Origin of the sequence: Micromonospora sp. WMMD710 (assembly GCF_029626045.1) — a bacterium.
Lineage (GTDB): Bacteria > Actinomycetota > Actinomycetes > Mycobacteriales > Micromonosporaceae > Micromonospora.
This window is the reverse complement of sequence record NZ_JARUBD010000001.1, coordinates 5,729,110-5,748,459: the sequence shown is the minus strand read 5'-3', so window position 1 is coordinate 5,748,459 and position 19,350 is coordinate 5,729,110. Positions and strand designations below refer to the sequence as shown.

Below are 19,350 nucleotides of genomic sequence, written 5' to 3'. Positions count from 1 at the left end.
CGCACGCGGGGACGGAGCCGACCGGCACACGGCCGACCGGCCTGGGCGCGGCGGGAGCCGCCGTCACCCTGGCCGGCGTCCTCGTCAACGGCCTGGCCTACCTGGTGCCGGTGCTCGCCGCCCGACGGCTCGACCCGGCCGGCCTCAGCGCGCTCGCCACGGCCCTCGGCCTGGTGGCCATCGCCGCCGTGCCCGGCCTCGGTCTGCAACTGGCCGTCGCCGTGCACCACGCCCGGCACGGGTCGTCCGACACCCGACGGCTCACCGCGGTGACCGCCGCCGTGTGCGCCGCGGCGATGATCGGGGCGACGCCGCTGCTGGTCGCCGCCCTGGACCTGCCGGTCGAGGTGCCCGCGCTACTGGCGGTCACCACCGCCGCGGTCGTACTGTCCTCCCGCTCACTCGGCGAGCTGCAGGGCGGTCAACGATTCCTGCGACTCGCCGCCGCGATGGCACTGCTCGCCGCCGGCCGCTACGGCGGGGTGATCGCCGCACTGCTGCTCGGCGCGGGACTGACCGGCGCGCTCGTGGCCGGCGCGCTGACCTCCGCGCTCACCCCCGTCGTACTGGCCCGACTCGCCCGCACACCCGGCCGACCGGCCACCACACCACGACTGACCGTCGCGCAGGTCACCGCCGGTTGCGGTGCGACCCTGGCGATGCTCGTCGTCTCCTACGCCGACCTGCTCCTGGCCCGGCAACTGCTCCCTCCGACGGGCGCCGGGGCGTACGCGGTGGGCACGGTCCTGAGCAAGGGCGCCCTCTGGGCGCCGCAGGTCGCCGCCGTCCTCGCCCTCCCACGGCTGGCACGCGGCGACCGCCGCAGCCGCACCGTGGCGCTCGCGGTGACCGGCGGATGCGGTCTGGTGCTGGTGCTCGCGTCGACGCTCGCCGGTGGGTTGGCCTTCCGCCTCGTCGGCGGACCCGAGTACACCCACCTCGGCCGGTACGCGCCGATCTTCGCCGCGGTCGGCGCGCTCTACGCGGTCACGTTCGTGCTGCTCAACGACCGCCTCGCGGCCGGCGTGCGGTGGCCGGCGGCACCACTGTGGGTGGGCACGGCCGCCCTGGTCAGCGTCGCGGTGATCGTGCGACCGCGTACCGCTTCCGGTCTCCTGCTCGCCGCCCTCGGCACGGCCATCGTGACGACCCTGCTGATGGCCCTGCCCGCCCGCCGATCGGTCTAGTTCCCCGACAGCCAGTCGTGCAGCAGGCGGTGGTCGATCGCGTCGACCCGGCCGAGCGTACGACCGGAGGCCAGCCGGTCCCGCAGGTCCGCACGGGTGAACCAGCGCGCCTCCAGCAGTTCCTCGCCGTCGACGCGTACCTCGTCGGACGTCGCGGTGGCCCGGAAGCCCACCATCAGGCCGGCGGGGAACGGCCACGCCTGCGACCCCTGGTAGGTCACGTCGGTGACGGTGATCCCGGCCTCCTCGGCCATCTCGCGGCGGACCGCGTCCTCCAGGCTCTCGCCGACCTCGACGAACCCGGCCAACGTCGAGAACGCGTCCTCCGCCGCACCGACGTGCCGGGCCAGCAGGCAGCGCCCCGGCGGGCCGGGTGCCTCGACCAGCACGATGATCGCCGGTTCGATGCGGGGGAACAGCAACCGCCCACACTCCGCACCGGTGCACGTCCGGACGTGTCCGCCGCCGCCGGTGACGGCCGGGGCACCGCACACGCCGCAGAACCGCTGCTGCCGGTGCCAGTGCAGCAACCCCCGCGCGTACGCCTGGACGGCCGCGCCGTCCGCGTCGAGCCGACCGACCAGCGCCCGCACGTCGACGGACTTCGCCGCACCCGCCATCTCGACGGCGGGCCGCTCGTCCAGCGCGGAGAGGTCCACGGCGAACACGGCGACGTCGCCGTCGAAACCCAGGAAGACGGTCTCGCCGGCGGCGGACCGGACGAGCGCCGCCCGTTCCGCGGTCAGCCGCACCGGACCGTCCCCGTCGACGAGACACCGGTCCCGCCACAGCGGCAACACGACGGTGCCCGGCTCGTCGAGCAACGCGTTCAGCCGGGTCGGATCGGTGCGCAGCGCACCCGCCCGGTCCAACCGTCCACCGCCGTACGCCAGCATCCGCTCCGCAACACCCACCCCGTCACCGTGCCAGGTCACCGGTGTGCCGCCGGCACCACCCCCACCCGGCTCGGACACGCCGCAGCCCCGCAGGTGGGCGCAGCCCGCGGGGACGGCCGGGCATTCGTTACCGTAGGTGTCCTCCGGGAGGGGGACCTCCCGCGGCACCCTGGCGATCGAGGTTGCAGTGACGCTGTACGGCGAAAAGACTCCACCCGCCGACGACCGGCCCACCGTGCAGGTCACCGCGGTCACCTGGCCGGACGACGGGCCGGAGACCGTGACGACACCCGCCGTCGCCGAGCCCACGGACGACCCTCGTCATGGACGCCGCATGCGGATGCTGCTCGCCGCCGGCGTCACCGGTGGCGTGTTCGCCGCCGTCGCGGGCGCCGGTGCCTGGGCGTACGCCGGAGACGTCCCCCGGGGCACCACCGTGCTCGGTGCCGAGCTGGGCGGCCGGAGCCGCACCGACGCGGATCGCGCACTGCGCGCAGAACTGGACCGGCGTGCCGCGACCCTCGCCGCGCCGCTGCGGGTCACCGTCGGGCAGCGCACCACCGAGATCAAACCGGCCGACGTGGGGCTGGCCATCGACGTACCCGCCACCGTCGCGGCGGCGGCCGAGGCCGCCGCGCACCCGGTCAGCCGACTGGTCGGCTCCCGCACCGTCGACCCGGTGGTCACCGTCGACGTCGAGCGGCTCGATGCCACGTTGAGCAAGGCGCTCGGCACCGAGGCTCGCGGGATGACCATGCCGGCGATCACGTACCAGGGCACCACGCCGAAGGTCGTCCAGCCCAAGCCGGGGATGGCCCTCGACCCGCAGCGCTCCGCCGACGTGGTCCGCGCCGGCTGGCTGGCCGGCGACCCGATCACCGTGCCGCTGGTGGAGAGCCACCCGGCGACCACCCCGGAGGAGCTGGACAGGCTCGTCAACGAGCTGGCGAAGCCGGCGGTGGCCGCGCCGGTCACGCTGCGCACCGACAAGGGCTCGGTGAAGGTACCGCCCGCCGCCATCGCGAAGAGCCTGCGGTTCACCGCCGACAAGGCCGGCACGCTGACCCCGACGGTCGACGTCAAGCGGCTGCGCGCGGCCCTCGGCGACGACCTCAACGCGATCGAGGTGCCGCCGAAGGACGCCACGGTCTCCATCTCCGGCGGCCGACCCAAGGTCACCGACGGCAAGCCTGGCCAGCAGCTCGACACGGCCACGCTGGGCCGGGACCTGCTCGCGGTACTGCCCAAGTCGGAGGGCCGCGAGGTCACCGGCGAGCTGAAGCCCACGCCACCGGAGCTGACCGCGGAGAAGCTGGCCAGCCTGGGCATCAAGGAGCGGGTGTCCACGTTCACCACCCGGTTCACCGGGGGCATGGCATCGTCGCGCAGCCAGAACATCGCCACCATCGCCAGGGACGTGGACGGCACCGTCGTCCTGCCGGGCAAGACGTTCTCGCTGAACGGCCACACCGGCGAGCGTGGCTACGCGCAGGGATACCGGGACGCCCCGGTCATCCTGGACGGCAAGCTGGTGCCGGGCGTCGGTGGCGGCTCCTCGCAGTTCACCACCACGCTGTTCAACGCCTCCTACTACGCGGGCATGGAGGACGTCGAGCACAAACCGCACTCGTACTGGTTCGACCGGTACCCGGCGGTCATCGAGTCGACCATCTTCTGGCCGGACCTGGACTTCAAGTTTCGCAACAACACCGAGTACGGCCTGCTCATCGACACCTCGTACACGTCCAGCTCGGTGACCGTGTCGATCTGGAGCACGAAGATCTACGACAGCGTCAAGACGGAGTACGGCCCGCGTCGCAACATCACCACGCCGAAGCTCATCCACCTCGAACCCGGCCCCTCGTGCATTCCAAGCAACGGCATCAACGGCTTCACCCAGGACGCCTTCCGGGTCATCAGGAAGGGCGGCGTGGTGGTGAAGCGGGAGAAGTTCAGCTGGCGCTACGACGCCGAGCCCCGCTACGTCTGCGGCCCGAAGCCGTCCTGAGCGACCTCTCGCCCGTCCTGTGCGACCTGTAGCCCGTCCTGAGCAGCCTCTCGCCCGTCCTGAGCAGCCTCTCGCCCGTCCTGAGCAGCCTCTCGCCCGTCCTGAGCAGCCTCTCGCTAGGAAGGTCGACTGACCGGGGCTGCCGCCCTGCGCCTGGCGCCTCCCGCCCTGCGGAGGCAGCGGGATCACACGCTCGTCCTGCACGCGGACCTCGGCGCGGAGCCGGTGCGCGGCGGATGCCACATCTGTTCGAGCGGGCCCATGACCTCGCCGCCGATACCGCGGCGGCGCACGCACGTACCGACCTGCCCGGCATGATCGTGCTGGATCGTGGTTGTAGTGGCCTCGCCCGCACGAGGAGAGAACTGTTTCCTGGATCCAGCACGATCATGCCGGGGTGATTGCCCGCTTCGAACCGGCTCACGGGCCGCAAACTCGGTCAGCGACGCCGGCGGCCTGATGCGCAACCTCCGCGCCGGAATGCAGACCCGCGACTGACCCACCCGCCCGAATCTCGTTGACCGACTCGCTTCCAGCGAAAAACGGGGTAGCCCCGCCCCGGGACACCCCGATATCACCGAAACCGAGTCGGTCACCACAACCAGGATTGCGCACATGCCTCGGAAACGCAGAAAAGGCCACCCCCTGAGGGGTGACCTTTTCTGGAATGATTGTCCGGCGGCGTCCTACTCTCCCACACCCTCACGAGTGCAGTACCATCGGCGCTGGAGGGCTTAGCTTCCGGGTTCGGAATGTTACCGGGCGTTTCCCCTCCGCCATGACCGCCGTAACTCTATCGACATGTCAAACAACACCACACTGTGGTCTGTTGTTCGTTTATCGAGAGTTGCACAGTGGACGCGTAGCAGCTTAGTAGTCAAGTCCTCGGCCTATTAGTACCGGTCAACTGAACCCGTTACCGGGCTTACATTTCCGGCCTATCAACCCAGTCGTCTAGCTGGGGGCCTTACCCCACAAAGTGGGTGGGATACCTCATCTTGAAGCAGGCTTCCCGCTTAGATGCTTTCAGCGGTTATCCCTTCCGAACGTAGCTAACCAGCCGTGCCCCTGGCGGGACAACTGGCACACCAGAGGTTCGTCCGTCCCGGTCCTCTCGTACTAGGGACAGCCCTTCTCAAGTATCCTACGCGCACGGCGGATAGGGACCGAACTGTCTCACGACGTTCTAAACCCAGCTCGCGTACCGCTTTAATGGGCGAACAGCCCAACCCTTGGGACCTGCTACAGCCCCAGGATGCGACGAGCCGACATCGAGGTGCCAAACCATCCCGTCGATATGGACTCTTGGGGAAGATCAGCCTGTTATCCCCGGGGTACCTTTTATCCGTTGAGCGACACCGCTTCCACTCGCAAGTGCCGGATCACTAGTCCCGACTTTCGTCCCTGCTCGACCTGTCAGTCTCACAGTCAAGCTCCCTTGTGTACTTGCACTCAACACCTGATTGCCAACCAGGCTGAGGGAACCTTTGGGCGCCTCCGTTACCTTTTAGGAGGCAACCGCCCCAGTTAAACTACCCACCAGACACTGTCCCTGAACCGGATAACGGTCCGAAGTTAGATACCCAAATCAACCAGAGTGGTATTTCAAGATTGCCTCCACCCATACTGGCGTATAGGTTTCACCGGCTCCCACCTATCCTACACAAGCTAATTCGAGTACCAATGTCAAGCTATAGTAAAGGTCCCGGGGTCTTTCCGTCCTGCCGCGCGTAACGAGCATCTTTACTCGTACTGCAATTTCGCCGGGCCTGTGGTTGAGACAGTGGGGAAGTCGTTACGCCATTCGTGCAGGTCGGAACTTACCCGACAAGGAATTTCGCTACCTTAGGATGGTTATAGTTACCACCGCCGTTTACTGGCGCTTAAGTTCTCCGCTTCGCCCCGAAGAGCTAACAGGTCCCCTTAACGTTCCAGCACCGGGCAGGCGTCAGTCCATATACATCGAATTACTTCTTCGCATGGACCTGTGTTTTTAGTAAACAGTCGCTTCCCCCTGCTCTCTGCGGCCATACAACGCTCCACCCGCGCGGGGCTTCACGTCTCCGGCCCCCCTTCTCCCTAAGTTACGGGGGCAATTTGCCGAGTTCCTTAACCACAGTTCGCCCGATCGCCTCGGTATTCTCTACCTGACCACCTGTGTCGGTTTGGGGTACGGGCCGCTAAGAACTCGCTAGAGGCTTTTCTCGGCAGCATAGGATCACTGACTTCACCTGAATCGGCTCGGCATCACGTCTCAGCCTCATGTGTTGCGGATTTGCCTACAACACGGCCTACACGCTTACCCCGGCACAACCACCGGCCGGGCTCAGCTACCTTCCTGCGTCACCCCATCGCTTGACTACTACCCATCAGGTTCCCACGCTCCCCAACATCCGTCCGAAGACATCAGCCAGCTCGGGTGGTTAGCACAACGAGGTTCATCAGGGACGCTCTTTCGCGGGTACGGGAATATCAACCCGTTGTCCATCGACTACGCCTCTCGGCCTCGCCTTAGGTCCCGACTCACCCAGGGCGGATTAGCCTGGCCCTGGAACCCTTGGTCATCCGGCGGAAGGGTTTCTCACCCTTCTTTCGCTACTCATGCCTGCATTCTCACTCGTGCCGCGTCCACAACTGGGTCACCCCGCTGCTTCACTCGCGGCACGACGCTCCCCTACCCATCCACACACCTGCACAAGGAATCACGTCCAAGCGAGGTTAAAATGTGAATGCCACAGCTTCGGCGGTGTGCTTGAGCCCCGCTACATTGTCGGCGCGGAACCACTTGACCAGTGAGCTATTACGCACTCTTTAAAGGGTGGCTGCTTCTAAGCCAACCTCCTGGTTGTCTATGCGACCCCACATCCTTTTCCACTTAGCACACGCTTAGGGGCCTTAGCTGGTGATCTGGGCTGTTTCCCTCTCGACTACGAAGCTTATCCCCCGCAGTCTCACTGCCGCGCTCTCACTTACCGGCATTCGGAGTTTGGCTGATTTCGGTAAGCTTGTGGGCCCCCTAGACCATCCAGTGCTCTACCTCCGGCAAGAAACACGCGACGCTGCACCTAAATGCATTTCGGGGAGAACCAGCTATCACGGAGTTTGATTGGCCTTTCACCCCTAACCACAGGTCATCCCCCAACTTTTCAACGTTGGTGGGTTCGGCCCTCCACGCGGTCTTACCCGCGCTTCAGCCTGCCCATGGCTAGATCACTCCGCTTCGGGTCTAGGACACGCGACTGAATCGCCCTATTCAGACTCGCTTTCGCTACGGCTCCCCCACACGGGTTAACCTCGCCACATGCCACTAACTCGCAGGCTCATTCTTCAAAAGGCACGCCGTCACCCCGCAAGGCTCCGACGGATTGTAGGCGAACGGTTTCAGGTACTATTTCACTCCCCTCCCGGGGTACTTTTCACCATTCCCTCACGGTACTCGTCCGCTATCGGTCACCAGGAAGTATTTAGGCTTACCAGGTGGTCCTGGCAGATTCACGGCAGATTTCAGGGGTCCGCCGCTACTCGGGAACACCCACAGAAGGTCAGCAACTTTCACCTACCGGACTTTCACCGTCTACGGTCAGCCATTCCAGACTGTTCGACTAGCCACCAACTTTGTAACTTCTCGAACAAGTGTCAGCTTGTTCAGCAGGGTCCCACAACCCCAACCACGCAACCCCTGACAGGTATCACACGCAGCCGGTTTAGCCTCAATCCGCTTTCGCTCGCCACTACTCACGGAATCACTAAATTGTTTTCTCTTCCTACGGGTACTGAGATGTTTCACTTCCCCGCGTTCCCTCCACACACCCTATGTGTTCAGGTGTGGGTGACACCACATGACTGGTGCCAGGTTTCCCCATTCGGACACCCTGGGATCACAGCTTGGTTGACAGCTCCCCCAGGCCTATCGCGGCCTCCCACGTCCTTCATCGGCTCCTGGTGCCAAGGCATTCACCGTTCGCCCTTGACAACTTGACCACAAAGATGCTCGCGTCCACTGTGCAATTCTCAACAAACGACCAACCCACAACCCGATCCGCCCCACACCAAACCCAACCCAACAGTCGGCGGTATGTGAGGCCAGGCCATGCCTGGCAGACTTCTGAGCCCCACCAGGGGCTCAGACCAGTCTCCGAAAGAAACAACCAACGGTTGTTCTTTCAGGACCCAACAGGGTGCTCTACATTCCCCCCCAGCCGCACCAACAGCATCCGTTCCCACCACCCGAAGATGGCTGTACTAAGCGCCGCCGACCGTTGCCGAGGCAAAACTTGCCAGTGTCTCCGCCATTCGAGCACCCCACCACCACACTCGGGCAGCGCGGGCTCCTTACCGACTTTCATCGGAAGGTGCTCCTTAGAAAGGAGGTGATCCAGCCGCACCTTCCGGTACGGCTACCTTGTTACGACTTCGTCCCAATCGCCAGCCCCACCTTCGACGGCTCCCTCCACAAGGGTTGGGCCACCGGCTTCGGGTGTTGCCGACTTTCGTGACGTGACGGGCGGTGTGTACAAGGCCCGGGAACGTATTCACCGCAGCGTTGCTGATCTGCGATTACTAGCGACTCCGACTTCACGGGGTCGAGTTGCAGACCCCGATCCGAACTGAGACCGGCTTTTTGGGATTCGCTCCACCTCACGGTATCGCAGCCCATTGTACCGGCCATTGTAGCATGCGTGAAGCCCTGGACATAAGGGGCATGATGACTTGACGTCATCCCCACCTTCCTCCGAGTTGACCCCGGCAGTCTTCGATGAGTCCCCGCCATAACGCGCTGGCAACATCGAACGAGGGTTGCGCTCGTTGCGGGACTTAACCCAACATCTCACGACACGAGCTGACGACAGCCATGCACCACCTGTGACCGCCCCCGAAGGACCCCCCATCTCTGGAGGTTTTGCGGCCATGTCAAACCCAGGTAAGGTTCTTCGCGTTGCATCGAATTAATCCGCATGCTCCGCCGCTTGTGCGGGCCCCCGTCAATTCCTTTGAGTTTTAGCCTTGCGGCCGTACTCCCCAGGCGGGGCGCTTAATGCGTTAGCTGCGGCACAGGGAACCGGAGAGGCCCCCCACACCTAGCGCCCAACGTTTACAGCGTGGACTACCAGGGTATCTAATCCTGTTCGCTCCCCACGCTTTCGCTCCTCAGCGTCAGTATCGGCCCAGAGACCCGCCTTCGCCACCGGTGTTCCTCCTGATATCTGCGCATTTCACCGCTACACCAGGAATTCCAGTCTCCCCTACCGAACTCTAGCCTGCCCGTATCGACCGCAGGCTTGGGGTTGAGCCCCAAGTTTTCACGGTCGACGCGACAAGCCGCCTACGAGCTCTTTACGCCCAATAAATCCGGACAACGCTCGCGCCCTACGTCTTACCGCGGCTGCTGGCACGTAGTTGGCCGGCGCTTCTTCTGCAGGTACCGTCACTCTCGCTTCGTCCCTGCTGAAAGAGGTTTACAACCCGAAGGCCGTCATCCCTCACGCGGCGTCGCTGCATCAGGCTTCCGCCCATTGTGCAATATTCCCCACTGCTGCCTCCCGTAGGAGTCTGGGCCGTGTCTCAGTCCCAGTGTGGCCGGTCGCCCTCTCAGGCCGGCTACCCGTCGTCGCCTTGGTAGGCCATCACCCCACCAACAAGCTGATAGGCCGCGAGCCCATCCCAAGCCGAAAAACTTTCCACCACCAGCCATGCGGCCAGAAGTCCTATTCGGTATTAGCCCCGGTTTCCCGGGGTTATCCCAAAGCTTGGGGCAGGTTGCTCACGTGTTACTCACCCGTTCGCCGCTCGAGTACCCCGAAGGGCCTTTCCGCTCGACTTGCATGTGTTAAGCACGCCGCCAGCGTTCGTCCTGAGCCAGGATCAAACTCTCCAACAAAAAATTAGTTGAACAGCATCCTGACAACAAACAAATGTTGCCAAAGGAATCCCAACCAGCCAAACCGAAGCCTGACCAGTCCGGGGTATAAATCATAATTGGCACTGGCTTTACAAGCACCCTGTTGAGTTCTCAAAGAACAACCACACACCGATCAGAAGCCCCACATTCCGTGGAACCCGTTTCGGGGCTTTTCCGCTCTGCGTCCCCGCCGCTCTCGCGCCGGGCACTTTTACTACGTTACCTTACCGTCTTCGCCGTGTCAAACCGTGTGTCCCGGTCTGTCATGCTTCGTGCGGCTTGGTCCCGGCGCACTCACGCAGCAGCGAACCGCTGCGTCAGGTCGTCGGATTCGGCAGGCCGGCCGCTGCGGTCTCCCGCAGACTTGCCCGGTGCCCTGCCGGTCGTAAACCTTACCCGGTCGGTTCCGCTGCACCAAATCCGCCTCGCGGCCGATCCGGCGAGCCCCGCCCGGACCGTGTCCCGCAGGAGCGAACCCCTGCCTGACCCGGTTGCCAGTCCGTTCCGGCGCCTCAGGACTTTCGTCCCGTTTGCCCCGTTCCGCGCTGGCAGAGAGAAAGTTACGCGTCCGCGGGTTTGATCGTCAAATCGACGGGTAGCGTCCCGCGTCACACTCTCGCCATAACGACGTCGACGCAGGTCAGGATGCGCGGTGTCGACGGGCGGCCAACCAGGCACGGACGCCGAGGACGCCCACGGTCGTGCCGATCGCCAGCGAAGCCGCGATGAGCAGCGCGTGCACCCACAGAAAACTGCTGGGCGCGCCGTCCCCCACCGTGCCGGCCGCCCACGACCGTGGGTCCTGCCAGATGGCTACCGCGAACCTCGGCCAGATCACCCAGGTCCAGATCCCGACCCCGACCAGGAAGACAGACCACCCTCGCGACAGCACCATGGCTGCCGAGTATGCCAGCGCGGCTGCTCCCCGGGCCGAACGTCGATGACCACGAGCCGGTCGCCGACCACGGTGATCTCGGCGAGGCCCATCCGGTCGTGCGCCGCCCGGGGCACGGGAGGGTCAGCCCGTTTCCGACGTCGGCGGGCGGGGCAGTGCGTAGGAGGACAGCCGAAGCCGTCCCCCGGAGGTGCCCCGTGCAACCCTCGATCTTCAATCCCTGGGCCTGGCGCGATCCGTCCGCGCTGGCCGGCGGGTACGACCAGACCACACCCACGTCGACGCCACCGGACCGCCCCGACGGTGGGCACGACGGCCCCGACGCCCCCGGTCCCGGCACCCCGCTCGACCTGGTCGGCTACCACGTGGAGGCGACCGACGGGCGCATCGGCACGATCGACGAGGCCAGCGACGAGACCGATGCCGGCCACCTGGTGGTGGACACCGGGCCGTGGATCCTCGGACGCAAGGTGCTGCTCCCGGCCGGCACCGTGTTCCGGGTCGATCATCAGGAACGCGTCGTGCACGTCGACTGCACCCGGCAGGAGATCAAGGACGCTCCACCCTTCGACCGGGAGGCCGTCGACCCGGAGTACCGGGAACGTGTCGGCAGGTACTACAGCGACCGTCACCTGCCACCGCCCGGAGCGACGCCGCGGGTAATCTGAGGTCGTGGTCCGAACGGGCAGCTGCGCGTCGGAGGCGGTCGACATGCTCGACGGCCTCCCGCTCGGCGTGGTGCCCCGGTTCCCGTCCAGCTCCGGCGATGGCCGTGAGCAACTCCTCGATGTCCTCCGTGCCGGTGGTCTGCGGTTCCGCGCCGGCGCGCGATGGCGGGCGACTCGCTGAGTCGACCCCGCTGACCGAGAGGGCCTGTCGGCTCCGCTCGGCGCGCGCCCACGCGTGACCCACCTTCCGAGTACGAGAGGCACACCGTCATGTCCGTCGCACGCATGCTCACCGGCGACCGGCCCACCGGCCGCCTGCACCTTGGCCACTACGTCGGCAGCATCGCCAACCGGGTGCGGTTGCACCAGTGTTACGAGAGCTTCTTCATCATCGCCGACCTGCACATGCTGACCACCAGGAACCGCCGCGAGGACATCGACCAGGTCTCGGGCAACGCCCGCGAGATGGTGACCGACATCCTTGCCGCCGGCGTCGACCCGGCGCGCGCCACGTTCTACCTCCAGTCGGCCATCCCGGAGGTCGGCGACCTCAACACGCTCCTGCAGAACCTGGTGACGGTGCCCCGGCTGGAACGGGTTCCGTCGCTCAAGGACATGGCCCGGGACGCCGGCAAGGAGGAGATGCCGTACGGGCTGTTGGGTTACCCGGTGCTCCAGGCCGCGGACATCCTGTGCGTCCGGGGCGAGGTGGTCCCGGTCGGCCGGGACAACGCCGCGCACGTCGAGGTGACCCGGGAGATCGCCCGCCGGTTCAACCACCTGTACGGCGAAGTCTTCCCGGTGCCGGAGCTGATTCCGGCGGACACGCCGAGCCTGGTGGGCACCGACGGCGCCGCCAAGATGAGCAAGAGCAGGGGCAACACGATCGCCCTCTCCGACGATCCGGCGACGGTGCGTCGGAAGGTGCTGGGCATGTACACCGACCCGAACCGGGTACGGGCGGACGTGCCGGGAACGGTGGAGGGCAACCCGGTCTTCGCGTACCACGAGGTGTTCAATCCGGACCGTGCCGAGGTGGCCGACCTGGTCCGCCGTTACCGGGCCGGGCGGGTCGGCGACGTGGAGGTCAAGGAGCGGTTGGTCGTGGCGCTGGAGACGTTCCTGGCGCCGATCCGGGAGCGCCGGGCCGAGATCGAAGCGGACCGGGGGCTGGTCGACCGGCTGATCGTCGAGGGCACCGAGCGGACCCGCCTGGAGGTACGCGAGACCCTCATCGAGGTACGCCGGGCGATGGGGCTGACCGGCGCGTACCAGCAGGTGCGACGGCGAGCCGAGCGGAGCCGGCGCCGGATCGACGCCTCGGCCTGAGCGCACCGTCGGCGATCTCCGCCGACGGCTGCCACGCCTGGCGCAGAATGCGAGGATGAGGGGGATTTTCGATGTTCGTCCGGTGCCGGTCGGTGACCAGCACCGGACGACGATGTTCGAGATCTTCTTCGACCTGGTCTTCGTCTTCGCGCTCACCCAGGTCATCACGTTCATGGCGCAACCGCCGACGGCGCTCACTCTGGCCCAGGGGCTCATCCTCCTCCTGTTGTTGATCTACTCCTGGGGCCCGTACCTCTGGTTGGGCAACCTGGTCCGCGCGGACGTCGGCCCGGCCCGCGCGGCCACCCTGCTGGCCATGGCCGCGATATTCGTGGCCGCGCTGGTGCTGCCGGACGCGTGGCGGCAGGGTCCGGGCCTCTTCGACGCGCCCCTCACACTGGCTCTGGCCTACCTGGTGACCAGGGCGGTGCAACTCGTCGTGCTGCTCTGGGCGAGCACCGAGGACGCGCCGCTGCGCTCGACCCTGCGGTTCTTCGCCGTGCCGGTGGCGGCGGCCTGGCTCCCGCTCATCGTGGGCGCGTTGCTCGGCGGTGTCGCCCAGACCGTGCTCTGGACGGTCGCGTTTCTGGTGGACATCGGCGGTTCCCGCGTCGCCTCCGCCTACCGCCCGTGGCCGCTGCGCAGCCTGGACCATTTCACCGAACGGTTCGGCCTGGTGCTCATCATCGCGCTGGGTGAGGCGCTGATCGCCGCCGGTGCGGGGCCGAGGACGACGGCGCCGAACGGTGCCGGGCTGGTCGCGGCGCTGCTCGGTCTGGTCACCACGATCTGCCTGTGGTGGCTCTACTTCGACCGGTTGGCGCCCGCCGCCCGGCAGTCCGTGCTGCGGGTGCCGGACGAGCGGCGGTCCAGCGTCGCCGGCGACGCGTACGGGCTCGCGCACGCGCCGCTGATCATCGGTGCCATCTTCATCGCGCTCGGCATCGAGCAGGTGCTCGGCCAACTCTTCGAGGAGCCGCCGCACTCGGCGCGGTTGAGCTGGCCCGCGGCCACCGCCCTCTACGGCGGCGCCACCCTCTACCTGCTCGCGCGGCTGGTCTTCCGCCGGCTGACCCTGCGTACCGGGCGTCCGGGGCAGGTCGTCGCCGCGCTGTTGCCGCTGGTCCTGCTGCCGATCGCGCGGTCCCTGCCCGCGCTGGCCGAGCTGGCCCTGCTGACCCTCTTCCTGATCGCGGTCACCTGGTACGAGCGGCGCAACGACCGGCGTGACCCCCGGGTCGCACCGGCGCGGCCGGTGCGCCCCTGACGCCCCGGGGAAGTTCCGGACGCCGCGTCGATATCCCGGACCGCCGATCGTCGTCATGCTGTGTGGCGACCCGCCGCACCGAGAGGAGCCGAAACGTGAAGTACATGCTGCTGTTCATGAGCCCCGCGATCGACGGGGAGGCCGTCGGCAACGGGTGCACCTTCGAGGACTGGATCCGCGGCTGGCTTCCGTCACCGGCGACTGAACGAGATCCGCTGTACCCTTCCCCGGTGAGTCTGCCTCTGCCACCCGGTGAGTTCGCGGCGTACCTGTTCGACTGCGACGGCACCATCGTCGACTCGATGCCTCTGCACTACCTGGCGTGGCAACGTGCGCTCGACGAGTGGGGCTGCGAGTTCCCGGAGGACCTGTTCTACGCCTGGGGTGGCCGGCCGACCGCCGACATCATCGTCGCCCTGAACGAGCGGCACGGCCTGGCCATGCCGGTCGCGACCGTCGTGGAGAGCCGCGAACGCATCTACCAGGAGCTGTTGCCGCAGCTCGCCGCCGTGCCCGAGGTGCTGGCGCACATCCACGACGCGCACCGGCGGGTTCCGTTCGCCGTCGTGTCCGGCAGCACCCGGGCGTCGGTCACCGCCTCCCTCGACACGCTCGGTCTGCTGGACCGGTTCGAGGTGCTGGTCTGCGCCGAGGACTACACGCGGGCCAAGCCCGACCCGGAGGCGTTCCTGCTCGCGGCGGAGCACCTCGGCGTACCCCCGGGCTCGTGCCTGGTCTTCGAGGACACCGACCTGGGCATCCAGGCCGCGACGGCGGCCGGCATGGCATCGGTACGCGTGCCGCAACAGCGCACCGGCTGAGGTCTCAGCGGACGGTCAGCAGCAGCTTGCCGAGGTAGGAGGTGCCCAGACGCTGGTGCGCCTCCCGCACCTTGCCCAACGGGAACTTCTCCGCGACGTGCACCACGAACGGCCCGGCCTTGATGAGTTCGTTGAGCCGCCGCAACTGCCCAGCGTTGGCAACGCCGTCGTACGCGCGGACCGTCACACCGGACCGTTCGCGCGGCTCCGGCTGCACACCGTGGGCGTAGGCGACGACCGCGCCCTCGGACAGCGTCTCGGTGAGCCGGTCCAGCGTCTTGCCGCCGGCCATCGCCAGGATGCCGTTCACCCCGCCCGGGGCCGCGTCCCGGATCGTCGCCAGCACCTCGGCGGGGTCGCCGTGGCCGTCGAGGGAGACGTCGGCGCCGAGCCGGGTCACCAGCGCCACGCCGTCCGCCCCGGAGGCCACCGCGATCACCTTCAGGCCCTGCCGCTTGGCCAGCTGCACGGCCAGGTGACCCTGCCCGCCGCTGGCACCGAAGATCAGCAGCCAGTCGCCGCCCGACAGGCTGAGGGTGTCCAGCCCGGCCAGTGCGGTCAGGGCGTCGGTGGGCATCGCGCCCGCGTGTTCGGCGGGGATCCCGTCGGGCACCTTCGCGGCGTACTCGGCCTTGACGGCCGCGTACTCGGCGTAGAAGCCGCCCTTCGGCCGGGCGGTGGCGGAGACGTAGACCAGGTCGCCCACCGCCAGGTCGGTCACCTTGTTGCCGGCCGCGATGACGGTTCCCGCACCGTCGGAGCCGGGCACGATCGGGAGGGCCGAGCCCTCCGGCACCAGTACGCCCTCGCGCTCGTACACGTCCCACACCCCGACGCCGGCGCTCAGGACCCTGATCAGAACCTCGTCGGCGGCGATCTCCGGCACCGGCAGCTTCCGAAGGGTGATCACCTCCGGCCCGCCGTACTCGTCGAAGGCGGCAGCCTGCATCCGCTCTGGCACGTCCGCGTCAACCATGTGAGCTTCCTTCCCGGGCCGGCGTCACCGTCGCAGCATGCCGGCTCGGGGGCCGGCCCGGCCGGGCGCTGAGTGCCGTTCACCCACAAGGGCGACCGGCCGCCGCGGTCGCCCTGGCCCGCCGGGCGGTCGCGGTGGGCGCTGCGGTGGCCGGTCAGGACGTCCGCGGCTCCCGTCCGCCGAGGGCCTGCGCCACGGCGTCTCGCACCCGGGCGTCCTCGCGTGCCTTGCGCTGCGCCCGGCTGCGGCGGCGGTACAGGTACGCCCCGACGACCACGGCGATCAGCACGACGAGCACCAGCAGGAACGTCCAGGGCAGCGCCCAGCCGTGGGCCGTGGCCTGCACCGGCTTGAGCGAGGTGGTGGACCCCGACACGTCGGTGAGCAGGGGAGTGAGGGTGGCGGTCGCGGCCAGTGAGACGGCGGGAGCCACGCCGTGTACCGGCACCGTCACGTCCCAGCTCTCACCCGGGAGCAGCTCCGGAGGTGCCGCGATGTCGCCGGCCCGGACCCGCAGCACACCGAACGGACCCGAGACCGACACCGTCTGCTTGCCGGACAGGGCGGCGTTGCCGACGTTGTGGATCTTGTAGGTGACGGTGGCGTCGCCCTTGCCGAACGGGTTCGACGACCCGTCGTACGTCACGTGCAGGTCCTCTATGGCGAGGTTCGGCTTCAGCTCGCCGCCGACCCGCAACGTGATCCGGATACCGAGGCGGCGGTCCACGTTGATGCCCTCGGCCTGGTCGGCCTGCGTCAGCGCGGTGAGGATGCCGCCGACGTAGTCCCCGGGCGTGGCGTTGTCGGGAAGGCTGATCCTGAAGGGGACCTGCGCGGTCTTGCCGGGCTGGATCACGACGCTGCCGGCGCTCGCCTTCACCCAGGCGCCGATCGCCACCGACTTCTTGTCCTTGGTGAGCAGGTCGAGCTGGCCGGCATCGGTGGTGAAGCCGTCGGCGGCGTAGACGGCCAGGTTCAGTGGCGCCGGGCCGCGGTTGGCCACGACCATGGCGTCCTCGACGACACCACCGGGATTGACGTTGTAGCTGAAACTGGACCGGGCCTCGCCGTAGCTGTTGGAGGCCGTCCGGACCGTCCAGGCGACGTTGCCGTCCGCCGCCACGGCGGGGCCGGCGCCGACACCGGCGGCCGCGACGACGGCGAGCAGGGACAGCGCGGTCGTACGAAGGAGTGTCTTCCAGCGGGTCACGGACGGTTGCATGTCGGATCCTTGAGGTGATCTTGGGAGTTGGCGAACCGGTGGCGGGGTAGGCCCCCGAAGGTGCCTACCCCGCCCGGTGGAACCCCTCAGGTCAGCTGCTCAGCGCAGTGATCGTGAGGGTGGTGCGGTAGCTGCCCTTCGCGATGCTGTCCGGGATCTTCAGGTCCAGGTCGGCACCGAGCTTGGCGCCGCCCCGGGGGTGACCCTGCACAGCCGCACCGAGGCCACTGGAGACCGAGAGGCCCTTGCCCTGGTCGTCGAAGGACGACAGGACCGGAGCACCGGCCTCGGCGCCCGCGCCGCCGTCGAGCACGTACGGGGTCCAGCCCAGGTAGGAGCCGGAGAACGTCTTGTCGGCGTCGGAGAAGTCGCCGACGCTGGCCGAGATCGACCACGGGGCGAGCGAGCGGCGGCTGTCCGACACGAGGATCGGGTTGATCTTGCCGTTCGCCTGGAAGTAGGTGCCGTTGCGCTCCTGCGCGGTACCAAGGTCGACCAGGCCGTTGTAGCCGTCGATCGTCCAGCCGAACTCGCCCGGAGCCGGGTTCGGCACGTTGACCTGGATGGACTGGCCGTCGCCGTGGTACGGGTGCACCGTCACCTTGTCGGTGATCGAGCCGACCGGCTGGCCGTCCGGCGTGTTCACGCAGGAGAGGCCCTTCTCGACGGCCGCGTTCGGCGCCGCGCAGGTGCCGCTGCGGACGTTGGCCAGGACCAGCTTGTCGCCGCGCACCTGCACCTTGACGTAGCTGCGGACGTGCTCCTGGTTCTGCGACGAGTTGTACCAGTACTTGCCCGGGTCCAGCGGGTCCGGACCGTTGCCACGGATGCCGGTGCCGGTGTCGTCCGGCTTCTTGATGTCGTAGTACTTCGAGCCGGAGGCCGAGTTCGCCGTCACGTAGATGACGCCACCCGGGCCGGGGTACACCTCGGGCGCACCCGGCTGCTCGGCCGGGTTCTCCTTCTGGCCGTTCTTGATGGAGTAGCTGCGGGAGTAGCTGTGGTCGTGACCCTGCAGCACCATGTCGACGCCGAGGTTGGAGAACGCCGTGGTGAAGTCCTCCCGCCGCTGCTTGTTGTCGCTGTCGGTCGCGTGGCTGGCCGGCGAGTAGATGGAGTGGTGGTAGACCAGCACCTTCCACTTGGCCTCGGAGCCGTGCTTGTTGATGACGTCGGTGACGTACGCGACGTGCGCCGCGTCGCCGCCGGCGGAACCATCCGCCGGGTTGACGTAGCTGTTGCTGTTCAGGTCGATGAACAGCACATCCTTGTGGATGAACCAGTAGTCACCACCGGACCGGGTCGCCTGGTCCCCGCTGTAGTACTGGGCCGAGCGGTCGGTGTTCGGGGTGAAGTGGTGCTGCTCGTAGGACTTGCCGCCGACGTCGTGGTTACCGATGGTGGCCACGAGCGGGTACTGGCTCAGCTGCTCGGGAGCCAGGAATGACGTCCACTGACCCTCGTCGTTGGCGCTCTCGACGTGGTCACCGGCGGACACCAGCAGCTCGGCGTTCGGGTTGGCCCCGGTGGCGACCTTCAGGGTCTCCTCCCAGCCGGCCTGGTCCTTCAGCCGGTCACCGGAGGAGCCGATCTGCGGGTCACCGAAGAACAGGAAGTCGTAGTCGCCCTCGAAGTCCTGCGTCTTGAAGGCGTAGGTCGGGGACCAGTTGCCGTCGGCACCGACCCGGTAGGAGTACGCCGTGTTCTCGCGCAGGTTGCTGATCGTGGCGTGCCGGTTGAAGCCGGTGGTGGAGGTGTTCGCCGCGCCAACGGCGTCGAAGCTGACGGCGCCGGCCGGGAACTCGCCGTTGACGATCTCGGCGGTCGGGGCGAGCTGGATCTTCTGCGCGGTGTCGGCCGAGGAGTACCAGCTCACGATGCGCTGGGTCTCGTTGGCGCCGACGCCGAGGACGATGCCGGACACCGTGGTCGGGTCGGCAGCACTGGCGGCGGTCGTCAGACCGCTACCGAGGGCCGCGCCCATTCCCAGGAATCCGGCTACGACCCCGGCGAGAACGCGCCGCCGCACGAGCCGGGAGGCCCGTGTCGAGGTGCTCAATGTCATCGACATTGTTCTCTTTTCAAATAGAGAAATGGATTGTGCCTTCTCCCGACGCTGGGGAAGCAAATCCAAGCTGTCGCCGGCCGATGAACCCGTCATGAACGCGATCTTGCGAGCGGC

General features: G+C 67.3%; 13 protein-coding genes and 3 rRNA genes. 8 read left to right on the top strand and 8 right to left on the bottom strand.

All coding sequences use genetic code 11. The annotated features are described in order from the left end of the window. The first annotated feature begins 41 nt into the window (after nt 1-41). A complete protein-coding gene (locus O7620_RS26665; RefSeq protein WP_347403805.1) occupies nt 42-1,187 on the top strand; it encodes a polysaccharide biosynthesis protein in 1,146 nt (381 codons plus the stop codon). Here O7620_RS26665 and nudC read toward each other — a convergent pair. After that, nucleotides 1,184-2,083, bottom strand: coding sequence for an NAD(+) diphosphatase (nudC, locus tag O7620_RS26660; protein ID WP_278127159.1), 900 nt, complete (start codon nt 2,081-2,083; stop codon nt 1,184-1,186). The two genes, O7620_RS26665 and nudC, sit on opposite strands and share 4 nt — an antisense overlap. A gap of 187 nt (nt 2,084-2,270) precedes the next feature. Between nudC and O7620_RS26655 the strand changes: the two genes are divergently transcribed. Both O7620_RS26655 and O7620_RS26650 read left to right on the top strand, forming a co-directional pair. After that, on the top strand, nt 2,271-4,091 hold the full coding sequence (locus O7620_RS26655; protein ID WP_278125851.1) for a VanW family protein: 1,821 nt from the start codon (nt 2,271-2,273) through the stop codon (nt 4,089-4,091). 236 nt (nt 4,092-4,327) lie between these two features. Next, nucleotides 4,328-4,492: a hypothetical protein gene (locus O7620_RS26650; protein WP_278125850.1), complete on the top strand. Its 165-nt coding sequence runs from the start codon at nt 4,328-4,330 to the stop codon at nt 4,490-4,492. Between the two features lie 272 nt (nt 4,493-4,764). Here the strand turns inward: O7620_RS26650 and rrf are convergent. The 4 genes from rrf to O7620_RS26630 form a co-directional block, all read right to left on the bottom strand. Continuing rightward, nucleotides 4,765-4,881, bottom strand: a 5S ribosomal RNA gene (gene rrf / locus O7620_RS26645). Nucleotides 4,882-4,964: 83 nt separating this feature from the next. Beyond that, nucleotides 4,965-8,072 (bottom strand): 23S ribosomal RNA (locus tag O7620_RS26640). A 382-nt stretch (nt 8,073-8,454) separates the two neighbouring features. After that, nucleotides 8,455-9,969 (bottom strand): 16S ribosomal RNA (locus O7620_RS26635). The 16S, 23S and 5S rRNA genes sit together here, the layout of an rRNA operon. A gap of 661 nt (nt 9,970-10,630) precedes the next feature. Beyond that, complete coding sequence (locus O7620_RS26630) at nt 10,631-10,885, bottom strand: hypothetical protein (protein WP_278125848.1); 255 nt, start codon at nt 10,883-10,885, stop codon at nt 10,631-10,633. Nucleotides 10,886-11,082: 197 nt separating this feature from the next. Between O7620_RS26630 and O7620_RS26625 the strand changes: the two genes are divergently transcribed. The 5 genes from O7620_RS26625 to O7620_RS26605 all read left to right on the top strand — a co-directional run bounded on the left by O7620_RS26625 (nt 11,083) and on the right by O7620_RS26605 (nt 14,970). Further along, nucleotides 11,083-11,553 carry a PRC-barrel domain-containing protein gene (locus O7620_RS26625; RefSeq protein ID WP_278125846.1) on the top strand — a complete coding sequence of 157 codons (471 nt, stop codon included), beginning with the start codon at nt 11,083-11,085 and terminating at the stop codon, nt 11,551-11,553. 4 nt (nt 11,554-11,557) lie between these two features. Continuing rightward, the gene (locus O7620_RS26620) at nt 11,558-11,734 is read left to right on the top strand and encodes a hypothetical protein (RefSeq protein WP_278125844.1); all 177 of its coding nucleotides are present in this window, start codon (nt 11,558-11,560) and stop codon (nt 11,732-11,734) included. An 89-nt stretch (nt 11,735-11,823) separates the two neighbouring features. After that, the gene (gene trpS, locus O7620_RS26615; protein WP_278125843.1) at nt 11,824-12,882 is read left to right on the top strand and encodes a tryptophan--tRNA ligase; all 1,059 of its coding nucleotides are present in this window, start codon (nt 11,824-11,826) and stop codon (nt 12,880-12,882) included. Nucleotides 12,883-12,937: 55 nt separating this feature from the next. Then, a complete protein-coding gene (locus tag O7620_RS26610; RefSeq protein WP_278125842.1) occupies nt 12,938-14,149 on the top strand; it encodes a low temperature requirement protein A in 1,212 nt (403 codons plus the stop codon). A gap of 230 nt (nt 14,150-14,379) precedes the next feature. Beyond that, nucleotides 14,380-14,970 carry an HAD family phosphatase gene (locus tag O7620_RS26605; RefSeq protein WP_151491498.1) on the top strand — a complete coding sequence of 197 codons (591 nt, stop codon included), beginning with the start codon at nt 14,380-14,382 and terminating at the stop codon, nt 14,968-14,970. Nucleotides 14,971-14,974: 4 nt separating this feature from the next. Here the strand turns inward: O7620_RS26605 and O7620_RS26600 are convergent, their stop codons facing one another. From O7620_RS26600 to O7620_RS26590, 3 genes are all read right to left on the bottom strand, one after another. Then, nucleotides 14,975-15,946 carry an NADP-dependent oxidoreductase gene (locus tag O7620_RS26600; protein ID WP_278125839.1) on the bottom strand — a complete coding sequence of 324 codons (972 nt, stop codon included), beginning with the start codon at nt 15,944-15,946 and terminating at the stop codon, nt 14,975-14,977. Nucleotides 15,947-16,100: 154 nt separating this feature from the next. Further along, on the bottom strand, nt 16,101-17,168 hold the full coding sequence (locus O7620_RS26595; protein WP_278125838.1) for a DUF916 domain-containing protein: 1,068 nt from the start codon (nt 17,166-17,168) through the stop codon (nt 16,101-16,103). A gap of 91 nt (nt 17,169-17,259) precedes the next feature. Further along, on the bottom strand, nt 17,260-19,233 hold the full coding sequence (locus O7620_RS26590; RefSeq protein ID WP_278125837.1) for a metallophosphoesterase family protein: 1,974 nt from the start codon (nt 19,231-19,233) through the stop codon (nt 17,260-17,262). Nucleotides 19,234-19,350: the final 117 nt, after the last annotated feature.